At 59.5% G+C, this 20,522-nt stretch carries 20 protein-coding genes; 12 read left to right on the forward strand and 8 right to left on the reverse strand.

Annotated features, from left to right (window positions below):
• Positions 1–26: 26 nt before the first annotated feature.
• Positions 27–1,316, reverse strand: a complete 1,290-nt coding sequence (gene serS, locus QQJ98_RS11685; protein ID WP_284325503.1) for a serine--tRNA ligase — start codon at positions 1,314–1,316, stop codon at positions 27–29.
• A 334-nt stretch (positions 1,317–1,650) separates the two neighbouring features.
• Here serS and QQJ98_RS11690 point away from each other — a divergent pair, with 334 nt between their 5' ends.
• The 5 genes from QQJ98_RS11690 (at position 1,651) to QQJ98_RS11710 (ending at position 6,259) form a co-directional block, all read left to right on the forward strand.
• Complete coding sequence (locus QQJ98_RS11690) at positions 1,651–2,532, forward strand: acyltransferase family protein (protein WP_284325504.1); 882 nt, start codon at positions 1,651–1,653, stop codon at positions 2,530–2,532.
• A gap of 270 nt (positions 2,533–2,802) precedes the next feature.
• A complete protein-coding gene (gene yajC / locus QQJ98_RS11695) occupies positions 2,803–3,135 on the forward strand; it encodes a preprotein translocase subunit YajC (RefSeq protein ID WP_284325505.1) in 333 nt (110 codons plus the stop codon).
• A 50-nt stretch (positions 3,136–3,185) separates the two neighbouring features.
• Complete coding sequence (secD, locus tag QQJ98_RS11700) at positions 3,186–4,853, forward strand: protein translocase subunit SecD (protein WP_284325595.1); 1,668 nt, start codon at positions 3,186–3,188, stop codon at positions 4,851–4,853.
• Between the two features lie 11 nt (positions 4,854–4,864).
• On the forward strand, positions 4,865–5,842 hold the full coding sequence (gene secF / locus QQJ98_RS11705) for a protein translocase subunit SecF (protein WP_284325506.1): 978 nt from the start codon (positions 4,865–4,867) through the stop codon (positions 5,840–5,842).
• 63 nt (positions 5,843–5,905) lie between these two features.
• Positions 5,906–6,259 carry an Mth938-like domain-containing protein gene (locus QQJ98_RS11710; protein ID WP_284325507.1) on the forward strand — a complete coding sequence of 118 codons (354 nt, stop codon included), beginning with the start codon at positions 5,906–5,908 and terminating at the stop codon, positions 6,257–6,259.
• Between the two features lie 81 nt (positions 6,260–6,340).
• Here QQJ98_RS11710 and QQJ98_RS11715 read toward each other — a convergent pair whose 3' ends face one another.
• A complete protein-coding gene (locus QQJ98_RS11715) occupies positions 6,341–7,333 on the reverse strand; it encodes an aldo/keto reductase (RefSeq protein WP_284325508.1) in 993 nt (330 codons plus the stop codon).
• Positions 7,334–7,433: 100 nt separating this feature from the next.
• Between QQJ98_RS11715 and ccmA the strand changes: the two genes are divergently transcribed.
• From ccmA to QQJ98_RS11745, 6 genes are read left to right on the forward strand one after another with little or no spacing between them, the layout of a single operon-like run.
• Positions 7,434–8,051, forward strand: coding sequence for a heme ABC exporter ATP-binding protein CcmA (gene ccmA / locus QQJ98_RS11720; protein ID WP_284325509.1), 618 nt, complete (start codon positions 7,434–7,436; stop codon positions 8,049–8,051).
• Complete coding sequence (gene ccmB / locus QQJ98_RS11725; protein WP_284325510.1) at positions 8,048–8,704, forward strand: heme exporter protein CcmB; 657 nt, start codon at positions 8,048–8,050, stop codon at positions 8,702–8,704. The genes ccmA and ccmB overlap by 4 nt, the downstream gene beginning before the upstream one ends.
• Positions 8,705–8,740: 36 nt before the next feature.
• Positions 8,741–9,469 (forward strand): heme ABC transporter permease, encoded by a 729-nt coding sequence (locus QQJ98_RS11730; protein WP_284325511.1) that lies wholly within the window; start codon positions 8,741–8,743, stop codon positions 9,467–9,469.
• Complete coding sequence (gene ccmD, locus QQJ98_RS11735; RefSeq protein ID WP_284325512.1) at positions 9,466–9,624, forward strand: heme exporter protein CcmD; 159 nt, start codon at positions 9,466–9,468, stop codon at positions 9,622–9,624. The genes QQJ98_RS11730 and ccmD overlap by 4 nt, the downstream gene beginning before the upstream one ends.
• Complete coding sequence (locus QQJ98_RS11740) at positions 9,617–10,150, forward strand: DsbE family thiol:disulfide interchange protein (protein WP_284325513.1); 534 nt, start codon at positions 9,617–9,619, stop codon at positions 10,148–10,150. Before ccmD ends, QQJ98_RS11740 begins: the two co-directional genes overlap by 8 nt.
• On the forward strand, positions 10,147–10,539 hold the full coding sequence (locus QQJ98_RS11745; RefSeq protein ID WP_284325514.1) for a hypothetical protein: 393 nt from the start codon (positions 10,147–10,149) through the stop codon (positions 10,537–10,539). Before QQJ98_RS11740 ends, QQJ98_RS11745 begins: the two co-directional genes overlap by 4 nt.
• 365 nt (positions 10,540–10,904) lie before the next feature.
• On the opposite strand, the gene QQJ98_RS11750 is transcribed toward QQJ98_RS11745, so the two are convergent.
• Both QQJ98_RS11750 and acnA read right to left on the reverse strand, forming a co-directional pair.
• Positions 10,905–12,074 carry a Hint domain-containing protein gene (locus tag QQJ98_RS11750; RefSeq protein WP_284325515.1) on the reverse strand — a complete coding sequence of 390 codons (1,170 nt, stop codon included), beginning with the start codon at positions 12,072–12,074 and terminating at the stop codon, positions 10,905–10,907.
• A gap of 443 nt (positions 12,075–12,517) precedes the next feature.
• A complete protein-coding gene (gene acnA, locus QQJ98_RS11755; RefSeq protein WP_284325516.1) occupies positions 12,518–15,202 on the reverse strand; it encodes an aconitate hydratase AcnA in 2,685 nt (894 codons plus the stop codon).
• Positions 15,203–15,453: 251 nt separating this feature from the next.
• Between acnA and QQJ98_RS11760 the strand changes: the two genes are divergently transcribed.
• On the forward strand, positions 15,454–16,164 hold the full coding sequence (locus tag QQJ98_RS11760) for a DUF1223 domain-containing protein (RefSeq protein ID WP_284325517.1): 711 nt from the start codon (positions 15,454–15,456) through the stop codon (positions 16,162–16,164).
• A 33-nt stretch (positions 16,165–16,197) separates the two neighbouring features.
• Here the strand turns inward: QQJ98_RS11760 and QQJ98_RS11765 are convergent, their stop codons facing one another.
• The 4 genes from QQJ98_RS11765 to purB are packed head-to-tail and all read right to left on the reverse strand — an operon-like array spanning position 16,198 to position 20,421.
• Positions 16,198–17,061, reverse strand: a complete 864-nt coding sequence (locus tag QQJ98_RS11765; protein WP_284325518.1) for a lysophospholipid acyltransferase family protein — start codon at positions 17,059–17,061, stop codon at positions 16,198–16,200.
• Between the two features lie 2 nt (positions 17,062–17,063).
• On the reverse strand, positions 17,064–17,942 hold the full coding sequence (locus tag QQJ98_RS11770; RefSeq protein WP_284325519.1) for a DMT family transporter: 879 nt from the start codon (positions 17,940–17,942) through the stop codon (positions 17,064–17,066).
• Positions 17,943–17,994: 52 nt separating this feature from the next.
• Positions 17,995–19,056, reverse strand: coding sequence for a flagellar motor switch protein FliG (locus tag QQJ98_RS11775; protein ID WP_284325520.1), 1,062 nt, complete (start codon positions 19,054–19,056; stop codon positions 17,995–17,997).
• Between the two features lie 60 nt (positions 19,057–19,116).
• On the reverse strand, positions 19,117–20,421 hold the full coding sequence (purB, locus tag QQJ98_RS11780) for an adenylosuccinate lyase (RefSeq protein ID WP_284325521.1): 1,305 nt from the start codon (positions 20,419–20,421) through the stop codon (positions 19,117–19,119).
• Positions 20,422–20,522 lie beyond the last annotated feature (101 nt).

Consider the following 20,522-nt stretch of genomic DNA (forward strand, 5'->3'; position numbering starts at 1 on the left):
TTAATACGCCTGAGCCGGGGTTTGGTTCACTCCAAAACGCCCGCCGCCGAAATTCTGGTTTTGCCGCGCAGATAGGGGTGCAGGACCGCAGGCAGATCAACCGAACCATCAGCCTGCTGGCCATTCTCCAGCACCGCGATCAGGCAGCGCCCCACCGCAAGGCCCGAGCCGTTCAGCGTCGCCACGAAATCAGGCTTGCCGCCCGGCACCTTGAAGCGCGCATTCATCCGGCGGGCTTGGAACTGGCCGCAGGTCGATACGCTCGAAATCTCACGATACTTGTTCTGCCCCGGCAGCCATGCTTCAAGGTCATGGGTTTTCTGCGCGCCAAAGCCCATGTCACCCGTGCAAAGCACGATGGTGCGGTAAGGGATCTCCAGCTTTTCCAGAATGGCCTGCGCGCAGTTGGTCATCCGCTCATGCTCGGCCAGCGCCGTGTCGGGGGTGCAAATCGTCACCATCTCGACCTTTTCAAACTGGTGCTGGCGCAGCATGCCGCTGGTGTCCTTACCAGCAGAGCCCGCTTCCGAGCGGAAGCATTGCGTATGCGCGGTCATGCGGATCGGCAGCGCCGCTTCTTCCAGCACATCCCCGGCAACCGAATTGGTCAGCGTGACTTCCGATGTCGGGATCAGCCACCAGCCATTTGTGGTCTGATAGCTGTCCTCGGCGAATTTTGGCAGCTGGTTGGTGCCATACATCGCATCTTCTTTGACCAGAACCGGGGTCCATGTCTCTTGCAGGCCATGCTCTTCGATATGGGTATCCAGCATGAACTGCGCCAATGCGCGGTGAACCCGGATCACGGCACCTTTCAGCACCACAAAACGCGCGCCCGACAGTTTGGCGGCGGTTTCAAAATCCATACCCGGCTTGACGCCAGCGATGTCGAAATGTTCCAGCGGGGTGAAGTCGAAGTTGCGCGGCGCGCCCCAGCGGTGGATCTCGACATTGTCATCCTCATCCGCGCCATCCGGGATTTCAGCCAGCGGCAGGTTGGGCAGGCCCATCAGAACGTCGCGCAGCTGGGAATCCAGGGCTTCGGCTTCGGCACTCATCGCGGCAGTTTCGGATTTCTTCTCGGCCACCAAGGCGCGCAAACGGTTGAATTCGGCATCATCGCCGCGCCCTTTGGCGGCACCGGCCTCTTTCGAGGCGGCATTCTGTGCGGCGGTTGCGGTTTCGGCGGCGAGAATTTTCGCCCGGCGCGCGCTGTCGAGTTTAAGGATTTCGTCCGAGACGCCCGACAGGCCACGGCGTTCGAGGGCGGCTTCAAAAGCGGCGGGATTCTCTCGGATGGCGCGGATGTCGTGCATGATTGCCCTCTTGAAATCAGATTGGGCTGGTTATGCCTGATTTGACCGCCAAGGGGAAGGGAGGCCATCCACCTGCCTGAAACCCTGCAACCTCGCCCAGATCAAAGGCTATTGGGCATCGCGTTCAGGCTGTGGGGCAGCATGATGATCTCATTTCTGTGCAACTTCCCAAGCGCGACCAACGTAGTGCCCAAGGCAACCCTGTAGCGTGTTTTGTAAACGCAGAGTTGCCGAAGTTGCTCTATGCGCAACGGTGGGATTAGGCTAAGGCCGTTCAATAGGCGCGGGGCAGAGTGTGGCACAAGCAATAATAAAGCAGGGATACAAGCGGTCTGTGGACCTTGCGCGGTTCGTGGCCGCCTTTGGCATTGTCTGGGACCATGCCCGCGCGCCCTATGCTGATATTGGCTACACAGCGCTTGCGCTGTTTCTGGTGCTGACCTCTTATCTTGCGGTGGGTTCATTTGAACGCTCGGACGGCAAGGCGTTCTGGCTGTCGCGGGCGCAGCGGATTGCGCTGCCGTGGCTGTTCTGGTGCGTCTTCTTCCGTGTGGTCTATGAAGTTATCTCGGATGAGCCGTTTCATCTGTTGTCAGACCCTTGGACGCTGCTGATCGGGCCGTCGATCCATCTGTGGTTCTTGCCGTTTGTGATGATTTTTCTGGTCACAATTCCGTGGATTTCGCGGTTTATCGACCGACCGCTGCGAATGTACAGCGCCGCCGTGCTGCTGGTCGTGGTGTCGATCCCGCTGGGACTTTTGCATGCCAAGCTCGCCGCGACGGCATGGTTCATCAACCCGAACGGCTTTCCACAACCGCTGCCGCAGTGGTTTTTCTCTTTGCCGTTGTTCTGGTTTGGCGCGGTTCTGGCGGTCGGCAAACGGATGGGGCTGGTTTGGCCGGTAATTGCGGCGGCGGCGGTGGTCAGTGGATTGTTGTATTGGCGCAGCCCGGAATTTGCCTCGGTGCAGATGATACTGGTGGCGGTGATTTTTGAAATTGTCTGGCGTATCAACATCAAAGGCACTTGGCCGACATGGTTGGCAGGCTTTGCCTTTGGCATTTATCTGCTGCATCCGGCGACCATGCTGGTGGCGTTCAAGCTGTTTTCCGACACAGTGGATCGCAGTTTTGCCGCGATTTTTGCCTTTGCTTTGGCTTGGGCGCTGACGGCTGTGTTGCAAAGGGTGCCGTGGGTGCAGCGGTTTTTGTAAGGCCGCGCTGGTGGTGCTGTCGGATCGAGGGTTTCACACCCTCCGCTTCGATGTGTCTTCGCTCTTTCAGAGCAAACAAACATCTTCGCACCCGTGGGATATTTTTGAACAGATGAAAAATTTTAGGTAAAGTTCGGCGATTTATCGCGGTTGGGGCTGTAAGCGGCGGTCGGGCCACTTAGATCGGCCTTGCCTTGCCTATCTGCCGCAGCGCGGATAGGGTGCCCGCCGACAAATCAGGGGAAATAGCCCCTATAAGAAAGGACTTCCATGTTCGTGACCCCCGCTTTCGCGCAAACCGCTGGTGCTGCTGGCGCAGGCTCGGCCTTCGCTTCGTTCCTGCCTTTGGTGCTGATCTTCGCAATCATGTATTTTCTGCTGATCCGTCCGCAGCAAAAGAAGATGAAGGATCTGAAGGCGATGGTCGACGGCTTGCGCCGGGGCGATCAGGTGCTGACCCAAGGCGGCATCATCGGCAAGGTGACCAAGGTTGGCGATGATGGCGTGCTTGAGGTCGAGATTGCCGAAGGCGTGAAAGTGAAAATGCCGCGCCACACCATCGCGCAAGTGATGAATAAAACCGAGCCTGCCAAAGCAGCTTAAGGCTTGTTTCGATTGCACTGCGCCCGATCCTGAACCCGAGACACAACATGATGCTCTATTCGCCGCTGTGGAAGCGCCTTTTGATCCTTGCGCTATGCGCTTGGGGGATTTTGGGCGCGCTGCCAAATATGTTCTACACCAAAGTTGAGGCGCATAATGATGCGGTCTCGGCCATTGAGGCTGCTGCTGGGGTCGCGACGCCCGAGCAGACAGCGGCGCTGGCCGAATGGCCGTCTTATGTGCCCTCGGCTTTGGTCAATCTGGGGCTGGATCTGCGCGGCGGTGCGCATCTGCTGGCAGAGGTTCAGGTTTCGGACGTTTATGCGCAGCGCATCGACAGTCTGTGGCCGGATGTGCGCGATGCTTTGCGGGATGTGCGCGATCAGGTTGGGGCGGTGCGGCGGATGCCGTCGGTGCCGGGCGTGTTGCGGGTGTCGGTGGGCAATGCCGATGGCATGGCTGCGGCAGTGGCTGCGGTGCAGGCTTTGGCCACACCCGTGGTCAGCCTGACAGGTGTGGGCCAGAACGATCTGGAGGTCACCACCGAGGGCCAAGAGATTGTGGTGCAGCTTTCAGAGCCCGAGCGGGTGGCGACGGATACCCGCACCATGCAGCAAAGTCTGGAAATCATTCGCCGCCGTGTCGATGCGGTTGGCACGCGCGAGCCGACCATTCAGCGCGAAGGCACCGACCGGATTTTGATTCAGGTGCCGGGTTTGGGTTCGGCCGCTGAATTGAAGGCGATCATTGGCACCACGGCAAAGCTGACGTTCAACACCGTGATTGGGCGCACCACCAATCCGGCGGCTGATCCGGGTGCGCGCAATTCGCTGCTGGCCTCGTCGGATGAGAAAGACGTCTACTACATCGTCGCCGATGAGCCTGTGGTGTCGGGCGAGGAATTGACCGATGCGCAGCCATCGTTTGACCAGAACGGCCGGCCTGCGGTCAGCTTCAAGTTCAACGTATCGGGCGCGCGGAAGTTTGGAGAATATACCTCGGCCAATATCGGCCAACCGTTTGCGATTGTGCTGGATGACAAGGTGATCTCGGCGCCGACGATCCAAAGCGCCATTCAGGGTGGTTCGGGCATCATCACCGGCAGTTTCACCACCGAAGAATCGACCAATCTCGCTGTTCTGCTGCGGGCGGGGGCGTTGCCTGCGAAGATGAATTTCCTTGAGGAGCGCACAATCGGGCCGGAACTGGGTCAAGACAGCATTGATGCGGGCAAGACGGCGGCGATCATCGGTATGGTGGCGGTGTCGCTGTTCATGTTTGCTTCGTATGGGCTGTTCGGGCTGTTTGCGAATGTGGCCTTGGTGATCAACATGGCGCTGATTTTCGCGGTACTTTCGGCGATTGGTGGCACACTGACGCTGCCGGGGATCGCCGGGATCGTGTTGACGATTGGTATGGCCGTCGATGCCAACGTGCTGGTCTATGAGCGTATCCGAGAGGAATTGCGCATCCACAAAACCACGGCGCGGGCGATTGAGATTGGCTATGAGCGGGCGATGTCGGCGATTGTTGACGCCAACATCACCACTTTGATCACCGCCGCCGTGCTGTTTTTCCTGGGCGCGGGGCCTGTGCGCGGCTTTGCGGTGACTTTGGGGATCGGCATTGTCACCTCGGTGTTTACCGCGCTGTGGGTGACGCGCTTCATCATCTCGGTCTGGTTCAACTGGCGTCAGCCTAAAGAAATCGTGGTTTAAGGAGAAATCTGATGGCTTGGCGTTTGCGACTTGCACCCGAGAAAACCAACTTCGACTTTTTCCGCCACCAATGGCTGACCTTTGGCGGTTCTATCCTGCTGATGCTGGCGGCGTTCCTGTTCTGGGGCACCGAAGGGCTGAACTACGGCATCGACTTTAAGGGCGGCACCACGTTGCGCACCGATTCCTCGCAGGCGGTGGATGTTGGTGGCTATCGCACAGCGCTGGAAGGGCTGCCGCTGGGTGATGTGGTGATCACCGAAGTGTTCGACCCGTCGTTCCGGGCCGATCAGCATGTGGCGATGATCCGGATATCCTCGGCTGATAGCGACGAGGCGGTCAGTGAGGATGGGCTGGCGCAGGTGAAAGCCGCGCTGAGCAGCTATGATCCGGCGATCAAGTTTGTATCCGAAGAAACCGTCGGGCCGAAAGTGTCGGGCGAGCTGGTGTATAGCTCGGTTCTGGCGGTGGCGGTGACTTCGATCGGCATCATGCTGTATATCTGGATGCGGTTCGAATGGCAGTTTGCTTTGGGCGGCGTTCTGGCGCTGCTGCATGACGTGTTCATCACCGTCGGGATTTTCGCGTTTTTCCAGATCAAGTTTGACCTGACCATCGTGGCGGCTTTGCTGACCATTCTGGGCTATTCGATCAACGATACCGTGGTGGTGTTTGACCGATTGCGCGAGAATTTGGTCAAATACAAAACCATGCCGCTGCGGGATGTGATGAACCTGTCGGTGAACGAAACTCTCAGCCGGACGCTGATGACCTCGATCACCACCTTGATTGCGGTGGGCTCGATGATGGTGTTTGGCGGCGATGTGATCCGCGGCTTTTCATTCGCGATCTTCATGGGGGTTCTGCTGGGCACGTATTCCTCGGTGTATGTGGCGAAGAACATCGTGTTGATGATTGGCCTTGATCGCAGCGAAAAGCCGAAAGGCGGCAAGCCTTCCGATCACGAATTCGCCAATATCGAGGCGTAAATGTTTGGGTGCAGCCTTTCGGGCTGCACAACCGGGAAACCTTTTGCCTGAAAGGCTTTTGATATGCGCCTGACCGAGATCACCTATGGCTCTGCCTTGGCGATTGAAGGGTATGGGCCGGGGTTTTTCCGGGTCGGTAGCCATGTTCTGCGGGGGGCAACCCTAATCACGCCGTGGGACGCTGGGGCGTGGGGCGGCTTCGACGATCTGGCGGGGCCACTCTCGTTGGTGGGCAAGATCGACGTTTTACTGCTGGGGCTGGGCGCAGACATTGCCGTGGTGCCGAAAGCGTTCCGGCAGGCGTTAGAGGATCAGGGCATCGGTGTCGAACCGATGAACACCCCCGCCGCGTGCCGGACCTATAACGTGCTATTGGGCGAGGGCCGCCGGATTGCTGCGGCGGTGCTGGCCGTTTGATCCCAAGCCGCCCCGGACTTGATCCGGGGCCTCGTGTGATAGGACGCGCCGCCCCAGATCATCTCTGGGGCGGCGTTGAAATTACCAAAGCGCGTGAACGTGTGGCGCGATCAGGCGCGTGTAAATCTCACGCGCTTTTTCCATGGTTGCGGGCGAAAGCGCTGCCAAAGCATCAGCTTTCGCATTGGCCTCAGCTTGCGCCGGTGATTTTGCACCGGGGATCACCACAGTTACAGCCTCTTCCATCAAGATCCAGCGCAGCGCAAATTCGGCCATCGTGGCCCCTTGCGGGACCAGCGGGCGCAATTCTTCGACCGCCTCTAGCGCCACATCATAGGGCACGCCTGAGAAAGTCTCACCCTTGTCAAACGCCTCGCCGTTGCGGTTGAAACTGCGGTGATCGTCGGCAGCAAACTGGCTTTGTGCCGACATTTTGCCAGTCAGCAGACCAGAGGCCAGCGGCACCCGCACGATCACCGCGATGTTTTGCGCGCGGGCGGCTTTGAAGAACACCTCGGCGGGGCGCTGGCGCAAAAGGTTGTAGATGATCTGCACCGAGACCACGCCGGGATTCTTGATCGCCTCCATCGCCTCGGCAATGGTTTCGACCGAAACGCCATAATTGGCGATCTTGCCTTTGGCTTTGATCTCATCCAGCGCCGCGAACATCGCAGGGTTGCTGTATACCGGGGTTGGCGGGCAATGCAGCTGCACCAGATCAAGGCACTCAACGCCAAGGTTCTGCAAGCTGCGGTCGATGAACGATTCTATCGCCGCACCTGTATAGGCCTCGGCGGTATGCGGGTTCAGGCGGCGGCCCGCTTTGGTGGCGACAAAGGGACGGGTGCCGGGACGTTCGGCCAGAACCTCGCGGATGATGCGCTCTGATCTGCCATCGCCGTACACGTCGGCCGTGTCGATGACCTGCACACCGGCATCAAGGCTGGCGTGCAGCGCGGCCTTGGCGTCGTCATGGCTGACTTCGCCCCAAGTGCCGCCAATGGCCCAAGCGCCAAAGCCCAGCCGGGTGGTGGTTTTGCCAGTCTGGCCAAAAATCGTGGTTGATAGGGTCATGATATCCTCCTGCTTGCGGCAGATATAGGGCGTTCTGGGCGAATGGGCCATGGCGTCGCAGGGTCTTTTCGCAATCGCCGCGATGCGTTAGGGGTGAGGTATGGAGATGCAGGTAAGCGATCTTGCTGTGGCGCGAGGCGGCGTGGCGGTGCTGGAGGGCGTGTCGTTTCGGTTGCTGCCGGGGCGGGCCTTGCTGCTGCGCGGGCCGAATGGCGCGGGCAAGACCACCTTGCTGCGGTGCTTGGCCGGGTTGCAGCCAGCCATCGCGGGCAAGGTCAGCGTGGCGGCTGAGGCCGTGGCTTATGCGGCCCATGCCGATGGGGTAAAAGCGACGCTGACGGTGGCCGAGAATTTGGCGTTTTGGGCGGCGATCTACGGCACCGGGGCGATCCAGCCGGCTTTGGCTTCGATGAATCTGCAGGCCTTGGCGGATCGGCAGGCTGCGCAATTGTCAGCGGGGCAAAAGCGGCGTCTGGGGCTGGCGCGGCTGTTGGTGACGGGACGGCCAATCTGGCTGATGGACGAGCCGACAGTGTCGCTGGATGCAGATTCGGTGGCGCTGTTCGCGGGCGTGGTGGTGCGGCATTTGGGCGGCGGCGGCTCTGCGCTGATCGCGAGCCACATTGATCTGGGGCTAGAGGCCGAGGTGCTAGAACTTGCCGCCTTCAAAGCCCGCGCGGGCGCACGCTTGGGCGCGTTTGATGAGGCCTTTGGATGATCGCGCTGCTGATCCGGGATCTGCGGCTGGCGGTGCGGGCGGGCGGTGGCTTTGGCCTTGGCCTTGCGTTTTTCCTGCTGATGGCGGTGATTGTGCCGTTGGGTGTCGGGCCAGAGCCTGCTTTGTTGGCGCGGATTGCGCCGGGTATCTTGTGGGTTGGCGCATTGCTGGCGTGCCTGTTGTCGCTCGACCGGATTTTCGCGCTGGATTACGAGGATGGTTCGCTGGACCTACTGGCAACCGCGCCGATGCCGCTTGAATCCGTGGTGGCGGTGAAAGCGTTGGCGCATTGGCTGGTGACAGGTTTGCCGTTGGTGGTGGTCTCGCCGCTGATGGCGCTGCTGTTGCAACTGGATGGCGCGGGATATGGCTGGCTGCTGGCGAGTCTGGCGCTGGGAACCCCGGCTTTGTCGGTGATCGGGGCGTTTGGCGCAGCGCTTGTGGTGGGGGTCAAGCGCGGTGGACTGCTGTTAAGCCTATTGGTGCTGCCTCTGTATCTGCCGACGTTGATTTTTGGTGCCGAAGTTGTGAAGCGCGGTGCGCAGGGATTGGCTGTAGCAACGCCACTGGCCCTGCTGGGCGCGATCACATTGGGCGCAGCTGCATTGCTCCCTTTCGCCTCGGCTGCGGCAATCCGCAGCAACCTGCGCTGAGAGGACCGTGTTAAGATGACGATGAAGGGGATCTGAATGTCGATCTGGGACTATGCGAACCCAAGGCGGTTCATGCAGACATCGGGCGTGGCGCTGCCTTGGGTGACGGCGGCGGCGTTGGTGTGTCTGGTGGTCGGGCTGGTCTGGGGCGCGTTTTTTACCCCAGATGCGGACAAGTTCGGCTCGACCGTCAAGATCATCTATCTGCATGTGCCAGCGGCGATGATGGCGATTTCGGCTTGGATGATGATGCTGGTGGCCAGCCTGATCTGGCTGATCCGGCGGCACCATGTCTCGGCACTGTCGGCCAAGGCGGCGGCTCCGGTAGGGCTGATGTTTACGCTGATTGGGCTGGTGACCGGGGCGATCTGGGGGCAACCGATGTGGGGGACGTGGTGGGCATGGGATCCACGGCTGACCTCGTTTCTGATCCTCGCGCTGTTTTATCTGGGCTATATTGCGCTGTGGCAAGCTGTTGAAGACCCCGATACCGCCGCCGATCTTACATCGGTGTTGTGCATTGTCGGATCAGTTTTCGCGTTTTTGTCGCGCTATGCGGTGCTGTTCTGGAATCAGGGCCTGCATCAGGGCGCAAGCCTGTCGCTGGACCGTGAAGAGCATGTCGCGGATGTCTATTCCAACCCGCTCTATGTCTGCATCGCGGGGTTCATTCTGCTGTTCATCACACTGGTGCTGCTGCGCACCCGCACGGAAATTCGGGCACGCAGGCTGCAGGCGCTGCTGGCGCGTGAGAGAGTGGCATGATGGAGCTTGGCAAATATGCAAGCGCGGTGATCGGGTCCTATGCGGCCTCGATCGCGTTGATCGCCGTGTTGGTGGCGCTGTCGATCTGGCGCGCGGCGCGGGTGAAACGTGCCTTGGCAGAAGTGGAAGCGCGGCAGGAGAAGACGCATGGGTAAGTGGCTGATGTTTCTGCCGCCAATTTTGTTCGCGGGTCTCGCTGCGATGTTTTACGTCGGCATGCAGCGCAGTGATCCGAATGCGCTGCCATCGGTGTTCATCGACAAACAAGCCCCCAGCCTGAACGCCGCCGCTTTGCCGGGGTTTGCGGCCCTGACCGATGCGGATTTGCGCAATGGCGGCGTGACGGTGGTGAATTTCTGGGCCAGCTGGTGCCCGCCGTGCCGCGCTGAAAACGGCACACTGATGGCTCTGGCGGCTGAAGGTGTTCATGTCGTCGGCGTCAACATGATGGATCGCCCGGATGATGCAGCGGCGTTTTTGGCCGCTGATGGCAACCCTTTCGCGGCGATTGCCTTTGATCCCAAGGGCAAGACCCGGCTGGATTGGGGAGTGACCGCGCCGCCCGAGACGTTTATTCTGCGCGGCGATGGCACGGTTGCGTATAAATTCATCGGGCCGATGATCGGCGACGATTACCTGCAACGCTTCCGGCCTGAATTGGACAAGGCTTTGGCCGAATGATCGCCCGGTTGGCGCTGATCGGGATGCTGTCTATGCCCGGGGTCGCGGTGGCAAAGCCCGGCACGCCGGGACCCGCGTATTTCAGCGGCAGTTACGAGCGGATCGGGCGCAGCGGGCAGGCGGCTTTGCTGAATGACATTGTGACGATTGTGCCAGACGGGCAGGGCGTGGTGATCGCCGCTTGTACCGGGCCCGTGCTTGCGATGAGCTTTGGCCCGGCGTTTGAGGTGACCAATCTGATGACAGGCAGCAGCGCAGGGATCGTGGTCGAGTGTCTGTTCCACAACAACGGCTACAACCGCCCGATCCTGACGTGCAAAGCGGCGGATGGCGCGGCTTTTACGCTTTGGCCGATGGCCGCAGGTGCGCGCAGCAGCTGCGCAGGCTGATCAGCACAGCAACAACAAAAATATCGCCAGCAGAACGCCAGCCTCGCCAATCGGCAAGGCCCGCAGCAGCCGTGGCGCGCTATTGCGTGGCTCGGGTGGCATAAGCGGTGGAAAGCGGCTGGTCATCCTGAGTACCTGTTTGGTTTGGGAACAGCCTGCCTTGAAGATATTAATGGCATCATAAGGCCGCACCGCCCCGCGGCTTGGACGAGGCCCTATTTCTGGAAACAATCCGTTTCTTCGACAGCGTGCGGCGTCGCTAGCTGAGAATGCTGTAGATCACGGCAGCCCAAATAGCCGAACCGCCGCCGATAAATGGCACAATCCACCAGCTGATCTTGCGATCATCGCCGTCGTCGTCGCGTTTAGGCATTGATGTATTGGCGATACTCAATAACTGGCGTGGTTTCTTTGATCGCACGCGCGACGATGGATTTTGCGATATGTCCGACAAGAAACTTGCGGGCGGGTGGCATGACATGATGCGCCTCTTGCGAGCAGATTTCAGGGAAAAGCGTCATGATCTCGAACCGATCAGCGGCAGATATGCCTGACATCGCCATTGGTCCCAAGAAGAAGGATTCGCTTGGGGTGCCGTTGGAAATGAGCAGCTCGTGGGTATCAAGCAGCAGGTGATAATAGGTGACGGGCGCTGCGGTTTCGACCACAGAGATGCCTTCTACCGCCAACATATGTTTAGCTGCCGCCAGAACCTCGCGTTCACCCACGATACGGCGGGCAATTTCCGAGCGGATCAGGCAACGATGCTGCGGCGACACGACCAGCGGCCGCACAGGCAAATCGTTGCCCAAGGCCCCGGCTTCAATGCGAATTGGACGCAGGTGCGGCGCTTGCTGCAGCTGACGCGCCGACAAAAAGCGCGTGCCGATCCAGCGCAACGGACGGAAGCCGTTGTCGATGGTCAAAAGTTCATCGCCGACGCACAGATCCTCGACCGCCACCTCACCCAAACGGGTCATAATCATGGTGCCAGCCGCAAAGCAGGGCACGAATGGCAGCTCACCGCCCGCGGTGAGGTTCATCGTCAGCAGCGCGTTGTTCTGCACATATTGCAGCGGATTGGCGAGAATCAGGTTCACCGTGCCTTGCAGCAGCGGCGGAATCCCGGTGCTGAGTGCGGTGACAAGCTGGGTTGCCAGAGAATCGAGCAGCGCCGCAGGATCGGCTTCAGAACCGTCGGCATTATAGAAATGCAGCGATTGCACACCATTCGCGGTCAAGAGCGCGGTTTGCACCGGTGTGCTGAGTTGGATATTGGCCAAAGTGATGCCCGCAATCGTCACTTTGACGCCGGCATAGGACAGACCAGTGCCAAGCAGTTGTGCCGCGTTGCCGCCAATCGTCGCGGTTTCGCCAGAGTTCCACGCGCCGTTGTTCGGGCTGGAATCGTCAAATGTCACGGTGGCAGATGTCGAGGTGTCAAAATTGGTAAAGCTGATAACCTGGCTTGTTCCGACCTGCAGCAAGGCCCCTTCATTTTGATACAGCTCGATCTCTCTCGTCCGGTCCGGCATGGCAGTCGCTCCTCGGCAGAGGGCAAGTAATCGCCCATAGGTTGTTACAGTCCCCATGGGTAGAGTATAGTCTAATCCCCCTTAATCAAATATAAACTTTAGGTTGTTCAAATTGCATCTTGGGTTGTATTTGGAAAAATTGTTCTTTTTGGGGCGGTTATTCTGCCCATGGTTTCGTGCTACCCTAGGGCATCCTAAGCGGAAATATATTAATTTAATGTTAACAATATATTAGCTTGGGGGTGTGTGTGGTCTGGATCAGTCAAGGCATGACCGCCTGCCTTACTTCCGTCACAATCTAACCGCTTGGAACACTATGGGAAACGAAATGTTTCCAAGTGCGCAACAATTCGGGCTGCCTATGGGTTATCGCTAAGCTCAATAAAAAATCAGGCATCCCGAAGGATGCCTGATTTCATTACAATTTTAGGTTGATATATGATTCAGCGCGAGGCGAGGTCACGCAGAACATAGTGCAGCACGCCACCATGTTCGACGTATTCAATCTCAATCTCGGTGTCGATGCGGCACTTGATGTCGATGACCTTTACGCTGCCATCGGCGTAGGTGATGGTGCAGGGCACTGTCGACAGCGGCTTCAGATCGCCAGCCAGACCGTCAATGCTGACGACTTCGTCGCCCTTTAGGCCGAGGGTTTTGCGAGTCATGCCGCCCGTGAACTCGAACGGAATCACCCCCATGCCAACGAGGTTCGAGCGGTGGATACGCTCGAAGCTTTCGGCGATCACGGCTTTGACGCCCAAGAGGGCGGTGCCTTTAGCTGCCCAGTCGCGGCTGGAGCCTGCACCATATTCGATGCCGCCAAAGATCACCAAGGGCGTGCCTGCGTCTTGGTAGGCCATCGAGGCGTCAAAGATGCTGGTCTGAACGCCATCCGGGCCCTTGGTGTAGCCGCCTTCAACGCCATCGAGCATCTCGTTCTTGATGCGGATGTTGGCGAAAGTGCCGCGCATCATCACTTCGTGGTTGCCACGACGCGCCCCATAAGAGTTGAACTCGGATACCGGAACTTGCCGTTCGGTCAGATACTTACCGGCGGGCGTTCCCGCTTTGAACGAACCGGCAGGGCTGATGTGGTCAGTGGTGATCATATCACCCAGCAGTGCCAGAACGCGGGCACCATGGATGTTGCTGATCACGCCGGGGGTCTTGGCCATGCCGCGGAAATAGGGCGGGTTCTGGATATAGGTGGACGATGCGGGCCAGTCATAGGTTTCCGAATCGGTCACCTTCACCGCCTGCCATTTCTCGTCACCCTTGAACACGTCGGCATATTTCTTCTGGAACGCGGCGCGGGTGACAGTCGATTCCACCAGATCAGAGATCTCTTGGTTGGTCGGCCAGACGTCTTTCAAATAGACTGGGCCGTTGGTGCCCATGCCCAAAGGCTCGGTGGTGATGTCGATGTTCATATCGCCTGCAAGGGCGTAGGCGACGACCAAGGGCGGGCTTGCCAGATAGTTGGCGCGCACGTCGGGGCTGATGCGGCCTTCAAAGTTGCGGTTGCCGGAGAGAACTGCGGTGGCGACCAGATCGCCTTCGGCAATCGCGGCCGAAATCGCAGGATCGAGCGGGCCAGAGTTGCCGATACAGGTGGTGCACCCGTAGCCAACCAAGTTGAAGCCGACCGCGTCAAGGTCTTCTTGCAGGTTCGCGGCGTTCAAATATTCGCTAACGACCTGGCTTCCGGGCGCGAGCGAGGTTTTCACCCAAGGCTTTGATTTCAGGCCCAACGCGCGGGCTTTGCGGGCCACGAGCCCCGCGCCGATCATCACATAGGGGTTCGATGTGTTGGTGCAAGAGGTGATCGAGGCGATCACAACCTTGCCCGACGACATGGTGAAATCATGGCCTTTGACGGCGACTTCATTGCCCAAGGCGCGCTTGAAACTGTCGTTCATTTCTTTCTCGAACGAAGCTTTCGCATCGGTCAGCGGCAGATAATCCTGCGGGCGTTTCGGGCCGGAAATTGCCGGAACGATGGTGCCCATATCCAGATGCAAGGTGCTGGTGTAGATCGGATCATAGCTTGCATCACGCCACATGCCGTTGGCTTTGGCGTACGCCTCGACCAGTGCAATCCGGCTTTCCTCGCGCCCGGTGTTGCGCAGGTAGCGAATGGTTTCGCCGTCGATCGGGAAGAAGCCGCAGGTCGCGCCATATTCCGGCGCCATATTGGCGATGGTGGCACGGTCGGCCAAAGGCAGACGATCCAGACCTTCGCCATAGAATTCGACGAATTTGTTGACCACGCCATGCTTGCGCAGCATCTGCACAACCTTGAGCACCAGATCGGTCGCGGTGGTGCCTTCGACCATCTGCCCGGTCAACTTAAAGCCGACAACTTCGGGGATCAGCATGGAAACCGGCTGGCCCAGCATTGCGGCCTCGGCCTCGATCCCGCCGACGCCCCAGCCCAGCACGGCCAGACCGTTGACCATTGTGGTATGCGAGTCGGTGCCGACGAGGGTATCCGGGTAGGCGACCATGTTGCCGTCTTGGTCGGTATCGGTCCAGACGGTTTGCGCCAGATATTCAAGGTTAACCTGATGGCAGATCCCGGTTCCCGGAGGCACGACGCGGAAGTTGTTAAACGCGTTCTGGCCCCATTTCAGGAAGACATACCGCTCCATGTTCCGCTCATATTCGCGGTCGACGTTGGCTTGGAATGCGCGCGGGGTGCCGAATTCGTCGATCATCACCGAATGGTCGATCACCAGATCGACGGGGGCGAGCGGGTTAATCGCTTGGGCATTGCCGCCCAGACCCTTGATCCCGTCACGCATTGCCGCCAGATCGACTACGGCGGGGACGCCCGTAAAATCCTGCATCAGCACGCGGGCAGGGCGGTAGGCGATTTCACGCGGGTTCTTGCCCGCCAATTTGCCCCAATCGGAAAACGCGCGGATGTCATCCACCGAGACGGTCTTGCCGTCTTCAAAGCGGAGCATGTTTTCCAGCACAACCTTCAGTGCGGCGGGAAGCTTGGAAAACTCACCCAAACCAGCGGCCTCGGCGGCGGGGATCGAGTAGTAGGAAATGCTTTGTCCGCCAGCGGTCAAAGTTTTGCGGGTTTTGCTGCTGTCGTGTCCAACGGTGACGGTCATGTGGCCTCCTGCGGTTGACGGATTGCTTTGGCTTTGCCCTAAGGGCGGGGTGTGTGCAAGGGAATCATCTTGGTCTTGGCGGTATTGTATACAATGGTATGCCGATATTCCAGTGTGGAATTGGCAAGCTGCGGCTATCCTTGGAACCAGTCTGTGAATATCTGATGATCATGGCTCGCAAAACCTTGATTGGCGGCTGGTTGCTTGCATCATGTAGAACAAAACACGCGGGTAAGAGATCGGGAAACGCCATGATGCAGCAGATTTTCAGTGGACTTGGTGCTTTGGCCGTTTCTGCAGCCGTGATGCTTCCTGTTCAGGCGCTGGCCGAGTCAGAGCAAGGCGTGTTGGTCGAACTTTACACCTCGCAGGGGTGTTCGTCGTGCCCACCTGCAGATGAATTGATGGCAAAGCTTGCCACGATGCCGGGGGTGATCGGGCTGACCTTGCATGTGGATTACTGGGATTACATCGGCTGGACTGACACCTTCGGCAAAGCGCAATTCACCGAGCGCCAAAAGGCCTATGCGCATGCTTCGGGTGAAAAGATGATCTACACGCCGCAGATGATCGTCGCGGGTGGTGCGCGTGTGGCGGGAAATCAGCCGGATCAGGTTGCAGCGGCACTCGCCGCCGTGCCCCCCAGCCAAGTCGCGCTGACATTGGCGCGGCAGGGCGGCGATCTGGTGATCAAGGCGAGTTCGGCGCAGGCCTTGGCGAAGGATGTGACGGTGCAACTGGTGCATTACACCGACAAAGCGATGGTGGAGATTGATCGTGGCGAGAACGCCGGGATGAAGGTCGCCTATCATAACATCGTGACGGCGTGGCAAAAGGTCGGATCTTGGTCGGGTGCGGCCCCGTTGGATCTGGTGACGCCAGCGGGCGAGGGCCCGGTTGTGGTGTTGTTGCAGGCGGGGCCGTGGCCGGGGCAAGTCATTGCAGCGGCACGGCTGAAGTGATCAGCGCCAGTGGCGCGTGACAGGTGCTGCACACTATTTCCAGCGGCGGTGAATCCAGAACCATTGCCCGGGATTGGTGATGATGCGGGCCTCTAGGCTGCGGGTCAGCGCGGTTGTCATTTCTAGCGCGCTGCTGTGCGGGATCGGGGCCTCCAATTCAACCGCAAAGCCAAGGCCATCGGGCTGGCGGGTGGCGTAGAACGGGATCAGATCGGCCTTGTAGCGCAGCGCCAGTTCAGCGGCGGACAGGGCGGTGCGCGCGGGTTGGCCCAGAAAACAGATCTGATTGCTGCCTGCACGTTGATCAAACAGCAAGACCAGCAAGCCGCCCGCCTTCAGATGTTTGACAAAGCCCGTGGTCCCGGCGCGGCCCTGCGGAAAAACCGGGCCGCCGAAAGCTTCCATCGTTTGCACATAATGCGCGTTGAAATAGCGGTTGGACATTGGGCGATACAGCCCGCCGATCGTGTAGCCTTGGGCCACCAGACAGGCGCGGGCGGCCTCGTAATTGCCAAAATGCCCCGAGACCAAGATCGCCGCGCGACCCTCGGCCTGCGCCTTTGCCAAAGCGGCTACGCCTGCGCCCTGCGGGATGATCTGCGCCTGCCGGGCCTGAAAATCCTTGGTCGAGTAATTCTCGATCAGGGTTCGTCCTGCATTATCAAGCGATTGCGTGGCGATCTTCTTGCGATTTGCCAGCGGCATATCCGGCCAGATCAGAGCCAGATTGGCCTCTGCCCGCTGGCGATAGCCCGCAATCCGCCCGACCGGGCCGCGCAAGATCGCGCCCAGCAAGGGCACGCGCCAACGGTACGGCAAGGCCAGACCCAAACCGATCAGACCGCGCACCACAAGGTTTTGCGCGAAGGCCAGCGGTTGAAAGGGCGTATCGGACATGGTTATCGCTTGATGGTTTCGCGGTGCCAGACATAAAGCCCCGATCCCGCGATCACAAGCGCCCCGATGACCGCCCAAAAGTCGGGATATTCACCGTAAAAGGCGATACCGAACAGCGTGGCATAGACGATGCCCAGATAAGAAAACGGTGCGATGGCCGAGGCTTCAGCCATCGAGAACGCCCGGATCAGGCAAAATTGTGCGGCGGTCCCAAGGCAACCCAGAGCGACAAACCGTGGCAGATCCGCCAGCGCAATCGGGTGCCAGACAAAGATCACCGCGATGCTTGTTGCCACTGCGCCAAACAAAGCGGCGTGCAGCATGGATGTCGCGGGGCCTTCTTTTTGCCCTACAAGCCGGGTCAGCAGTGCCGAAATCGCATAACAAAAAGCGCAAGCCAACGGCAGCAGTGCCGCGGGGCTGAACAGGCCAGCCCCTGGGCGGATGATGATAAGTGCGCCGATCATCGCCACGACAACGCCCGCAATCCGGCGCGGCCCCAGCTTTTCGCCAAGGAACAGTGCGGCGCCCAGCGTGATCAACAACGGGCTGGTGTCGGCCAAAGCCGTCGCCTCGGCCAAGCCAATATAGCCAAGGCTTAGGAAAAACAGAGCGGTCGTGGCCAGTTGAAAGCCCGAGCGCGCCATATGCAGCCAAGGATAGGGCGTGCGCAGGGTGGGGCCGATCCGTTTGGGGCCCAAGATCACCAGCACCAGCACCGCTTGGCCGATAAAGCGCGCCCAAACCACTTGCGCAGTGGGATAGCTTTGCAGCAAGCCTTTCGCCACAGCGTCCATCGTGCTGAACAAGGCCACCCCCAGCATCAGGATCAAGATGCCCTTGCGAGTGGCGGCGGCGGTGGGCAGGATCTTGGCGTTCATCCGGCGACCCTAAAGCGGCACCGACCGGGCGGCAAGGGTTGCACATGCGGCGCTACTGATCGTCTTCCTGGATCAACACCAGCTCTCCGGCGGCTTCCAGTTGCCGCACCGCGCTGATGATCTGGTTCATCGCATCTTCGGCGTCTTTTTCCTTGACGCGGCCACGGCTGACAGCTTCTTCGCGCAGACCCTGCGCCATGCGCTGCGACATGTTTGACAGCAAAAATTCTGCCGAAGCTTCACGCTCGGCGACGCCCGCGCTGGCTGCAAGTACTGTGATCAGCTGCGCCTGATCAACTATGCGGATCAGCTTCGGCACATCGCGCCCCAGCAAACGCTTTGGCAGATGCACAAAAGTGAAGATGGCGCGGCGGACCTGCTGCGCAAACCCCGCATCAGCCTCGTCCAGCCCCTTCAACACATCCTCTCGCGTCAGGGCGGGCGAGATATTCAGGATCGCCCCGACCCGATCCACCGGATTGGATTGAAACGCCCGCAAAGGCTGCGATTCAAGCTGGTTTGCCAAGGAAATCCCGATACGGCGCACGGTGTCCGGATCAACATTGCCGGTTTGCGACACCGCATAAGCCACCCGCCGCGCCTTTTCGCCGGGAAGTTTCCCCAGCAGTTCTGCAGATTTGGCAACGGGCAGCTTTGACAGCATCACCGCGCCCACTTCAATGCTTTCCTGCTCCAACACCGGCAGCAAGCTGGCGACCGGCATCGCGGTAAGCCGCTCCCACGGGTCAGACGAGGCGCTGCTGGCCGCCATCCTGCGCAACCTGCTGGCGGCATTGGCCGAAATATGGCCATCCATCATCGACAAAGCCGCCTCAATGCCGCCCGGAAATGACAGGCCAACCTGATCCAACTCTCCAAGAAATTCTTCGATCACCGCGGCCAAAGTGCGGCGATCAACCGTGCGCATCTGGCTCATCTGTTCGGCCAAAGCCGCCTGCATCTGATCGGGCAGCTTGGCAAGCGGCAGGCTGCCGCCTTCTGCTAACAGAAATTGCACGATGATCGCGGCCTTCTGGCGTGGGCTGGGCTGCGGGGCCTGCGCCCTGCGTTGCACCGGAGTTATCCGCGCCAGAACTGCTGGTTCGCCCGCCATATCTATCCCCTGATCCGTTCTGGTTCAGGGGTAGAATGACCGCATCAGGTTAAGGTCGGTTTAAGCGCCGAACACCCGTTTGAAAATCGTATCAACATGTTTGGTGTGATAGCCGATGTCAAATTTTTCTTCGATCTGCGCCGGGGTCAGGGCCGCCGTGACTTCGGGATCGCCGAGAAGCTCGGTTTTGAAATCCGCGCCATGCTCCCAGACCTTCATCGCGTTGCGCTGCACCAAACGATAGCTGTCTTCACGGCTGACACCTGCTTGGGTCAGCGCCAGCAAAACCCGTTGGCTCATCACCAAGCCTTTGAACTGGTTCATATTCTTCAGGCAGTTTTCAGGATAAACAACCAGCTTTTCAACCAGCCCACCCAAGCGGTGCAACGCGAAATCGAGGGTGATGGTGGTGTCGGGTCCAATCGCGCGTTCAACCGAGGAATGGCTGATGTCACGCTCGTGCCATAGAGCCACATTTTCCAATGCCGGGATCACGGACATCCGTACAAGACGTGCAAGACCCGTCAGATTTTCTGACAGAACCGGGTTGCGTTTGTGCGGCATGGCCGAGGAGCCCTTTTGGCCAGGGCTGAAAAACTCTTCCGCCTCAAGCACTTCGGTGCGCTGCATGTGGCGGATTTCGATGGCGATGTTTTCAATACTGGATGCGATCACGCCAAGGGTGGCGAAATACATCGCATGGCGGTCGCGCGGGATGACTTGGGTGCTGATCGGCTCGGGTGTCAGGCCAAGTTGGGCACAGACATGCTCTTCCACAGACGGATCAATGTTGGCGAAGGTGCCGACGGCGCCGGAAATTGCCCCGGTTGCGATCTCGGCGCGGGCGGTCATCAGGCGGGTGCGGTTGCGATCCATCTCGGCATAAAAGCGGGCGAAGGTCAGGCCCATTGTGGTCGGCTCGGCATGGATGCCGTGGCTGCGACCGATGCGGACGGTGTTTTTATGTTCAAACGCGCGGGATTTCAGCGCGGCCAGAACGCGATCCAGCCCGACCAGCAGCAGGTCGGTGGCGCGGACGAGTTGCAGGTTGAAGGTGGTGTCCAGAACGTCGGACGAGGTCATGCCTTGGTGGACAAAGCGGGCCTCTTCCGCGCCGATATGTTCGGCGAGATGGGTCAGGAAGGCGATCACGTCATGTTTGGTGACGGCCTCGATCTCATCAATCCGGGCCACATCGAAGGTCACGTCGCGGGCTTTCCAGACGGCTGCGGCGCTTTCTTTCGGGATCACCCCGATGGCGGCGAGGGCGTCGCAGGCGTGGGCCTCGATTTCAAACCAGATGCGGAATTTGGTTTCCGGCGACCAGATGGTGACCATGTCGGGGCGGGAATAGCGCGGGATCATCGGGTGCCTCCGGGCGGCTTGGAAATGGGATAGTGCGCTTTAGACCGGGACGGGGCAAAGGGCAAGCGGGCAGGGCGTGTCCACGCGTGGCGCTTCTGGCA

It is taken from the genome of Cypionkella aquatica (assembly GCF_030161095.1).
Lineage (GTDB): Bacteria > Pseudomonadota > Alphaproteobacteria > Rhodobacterales > Rhodobacteraceae > Cypionkella > Cypionkella aquatica.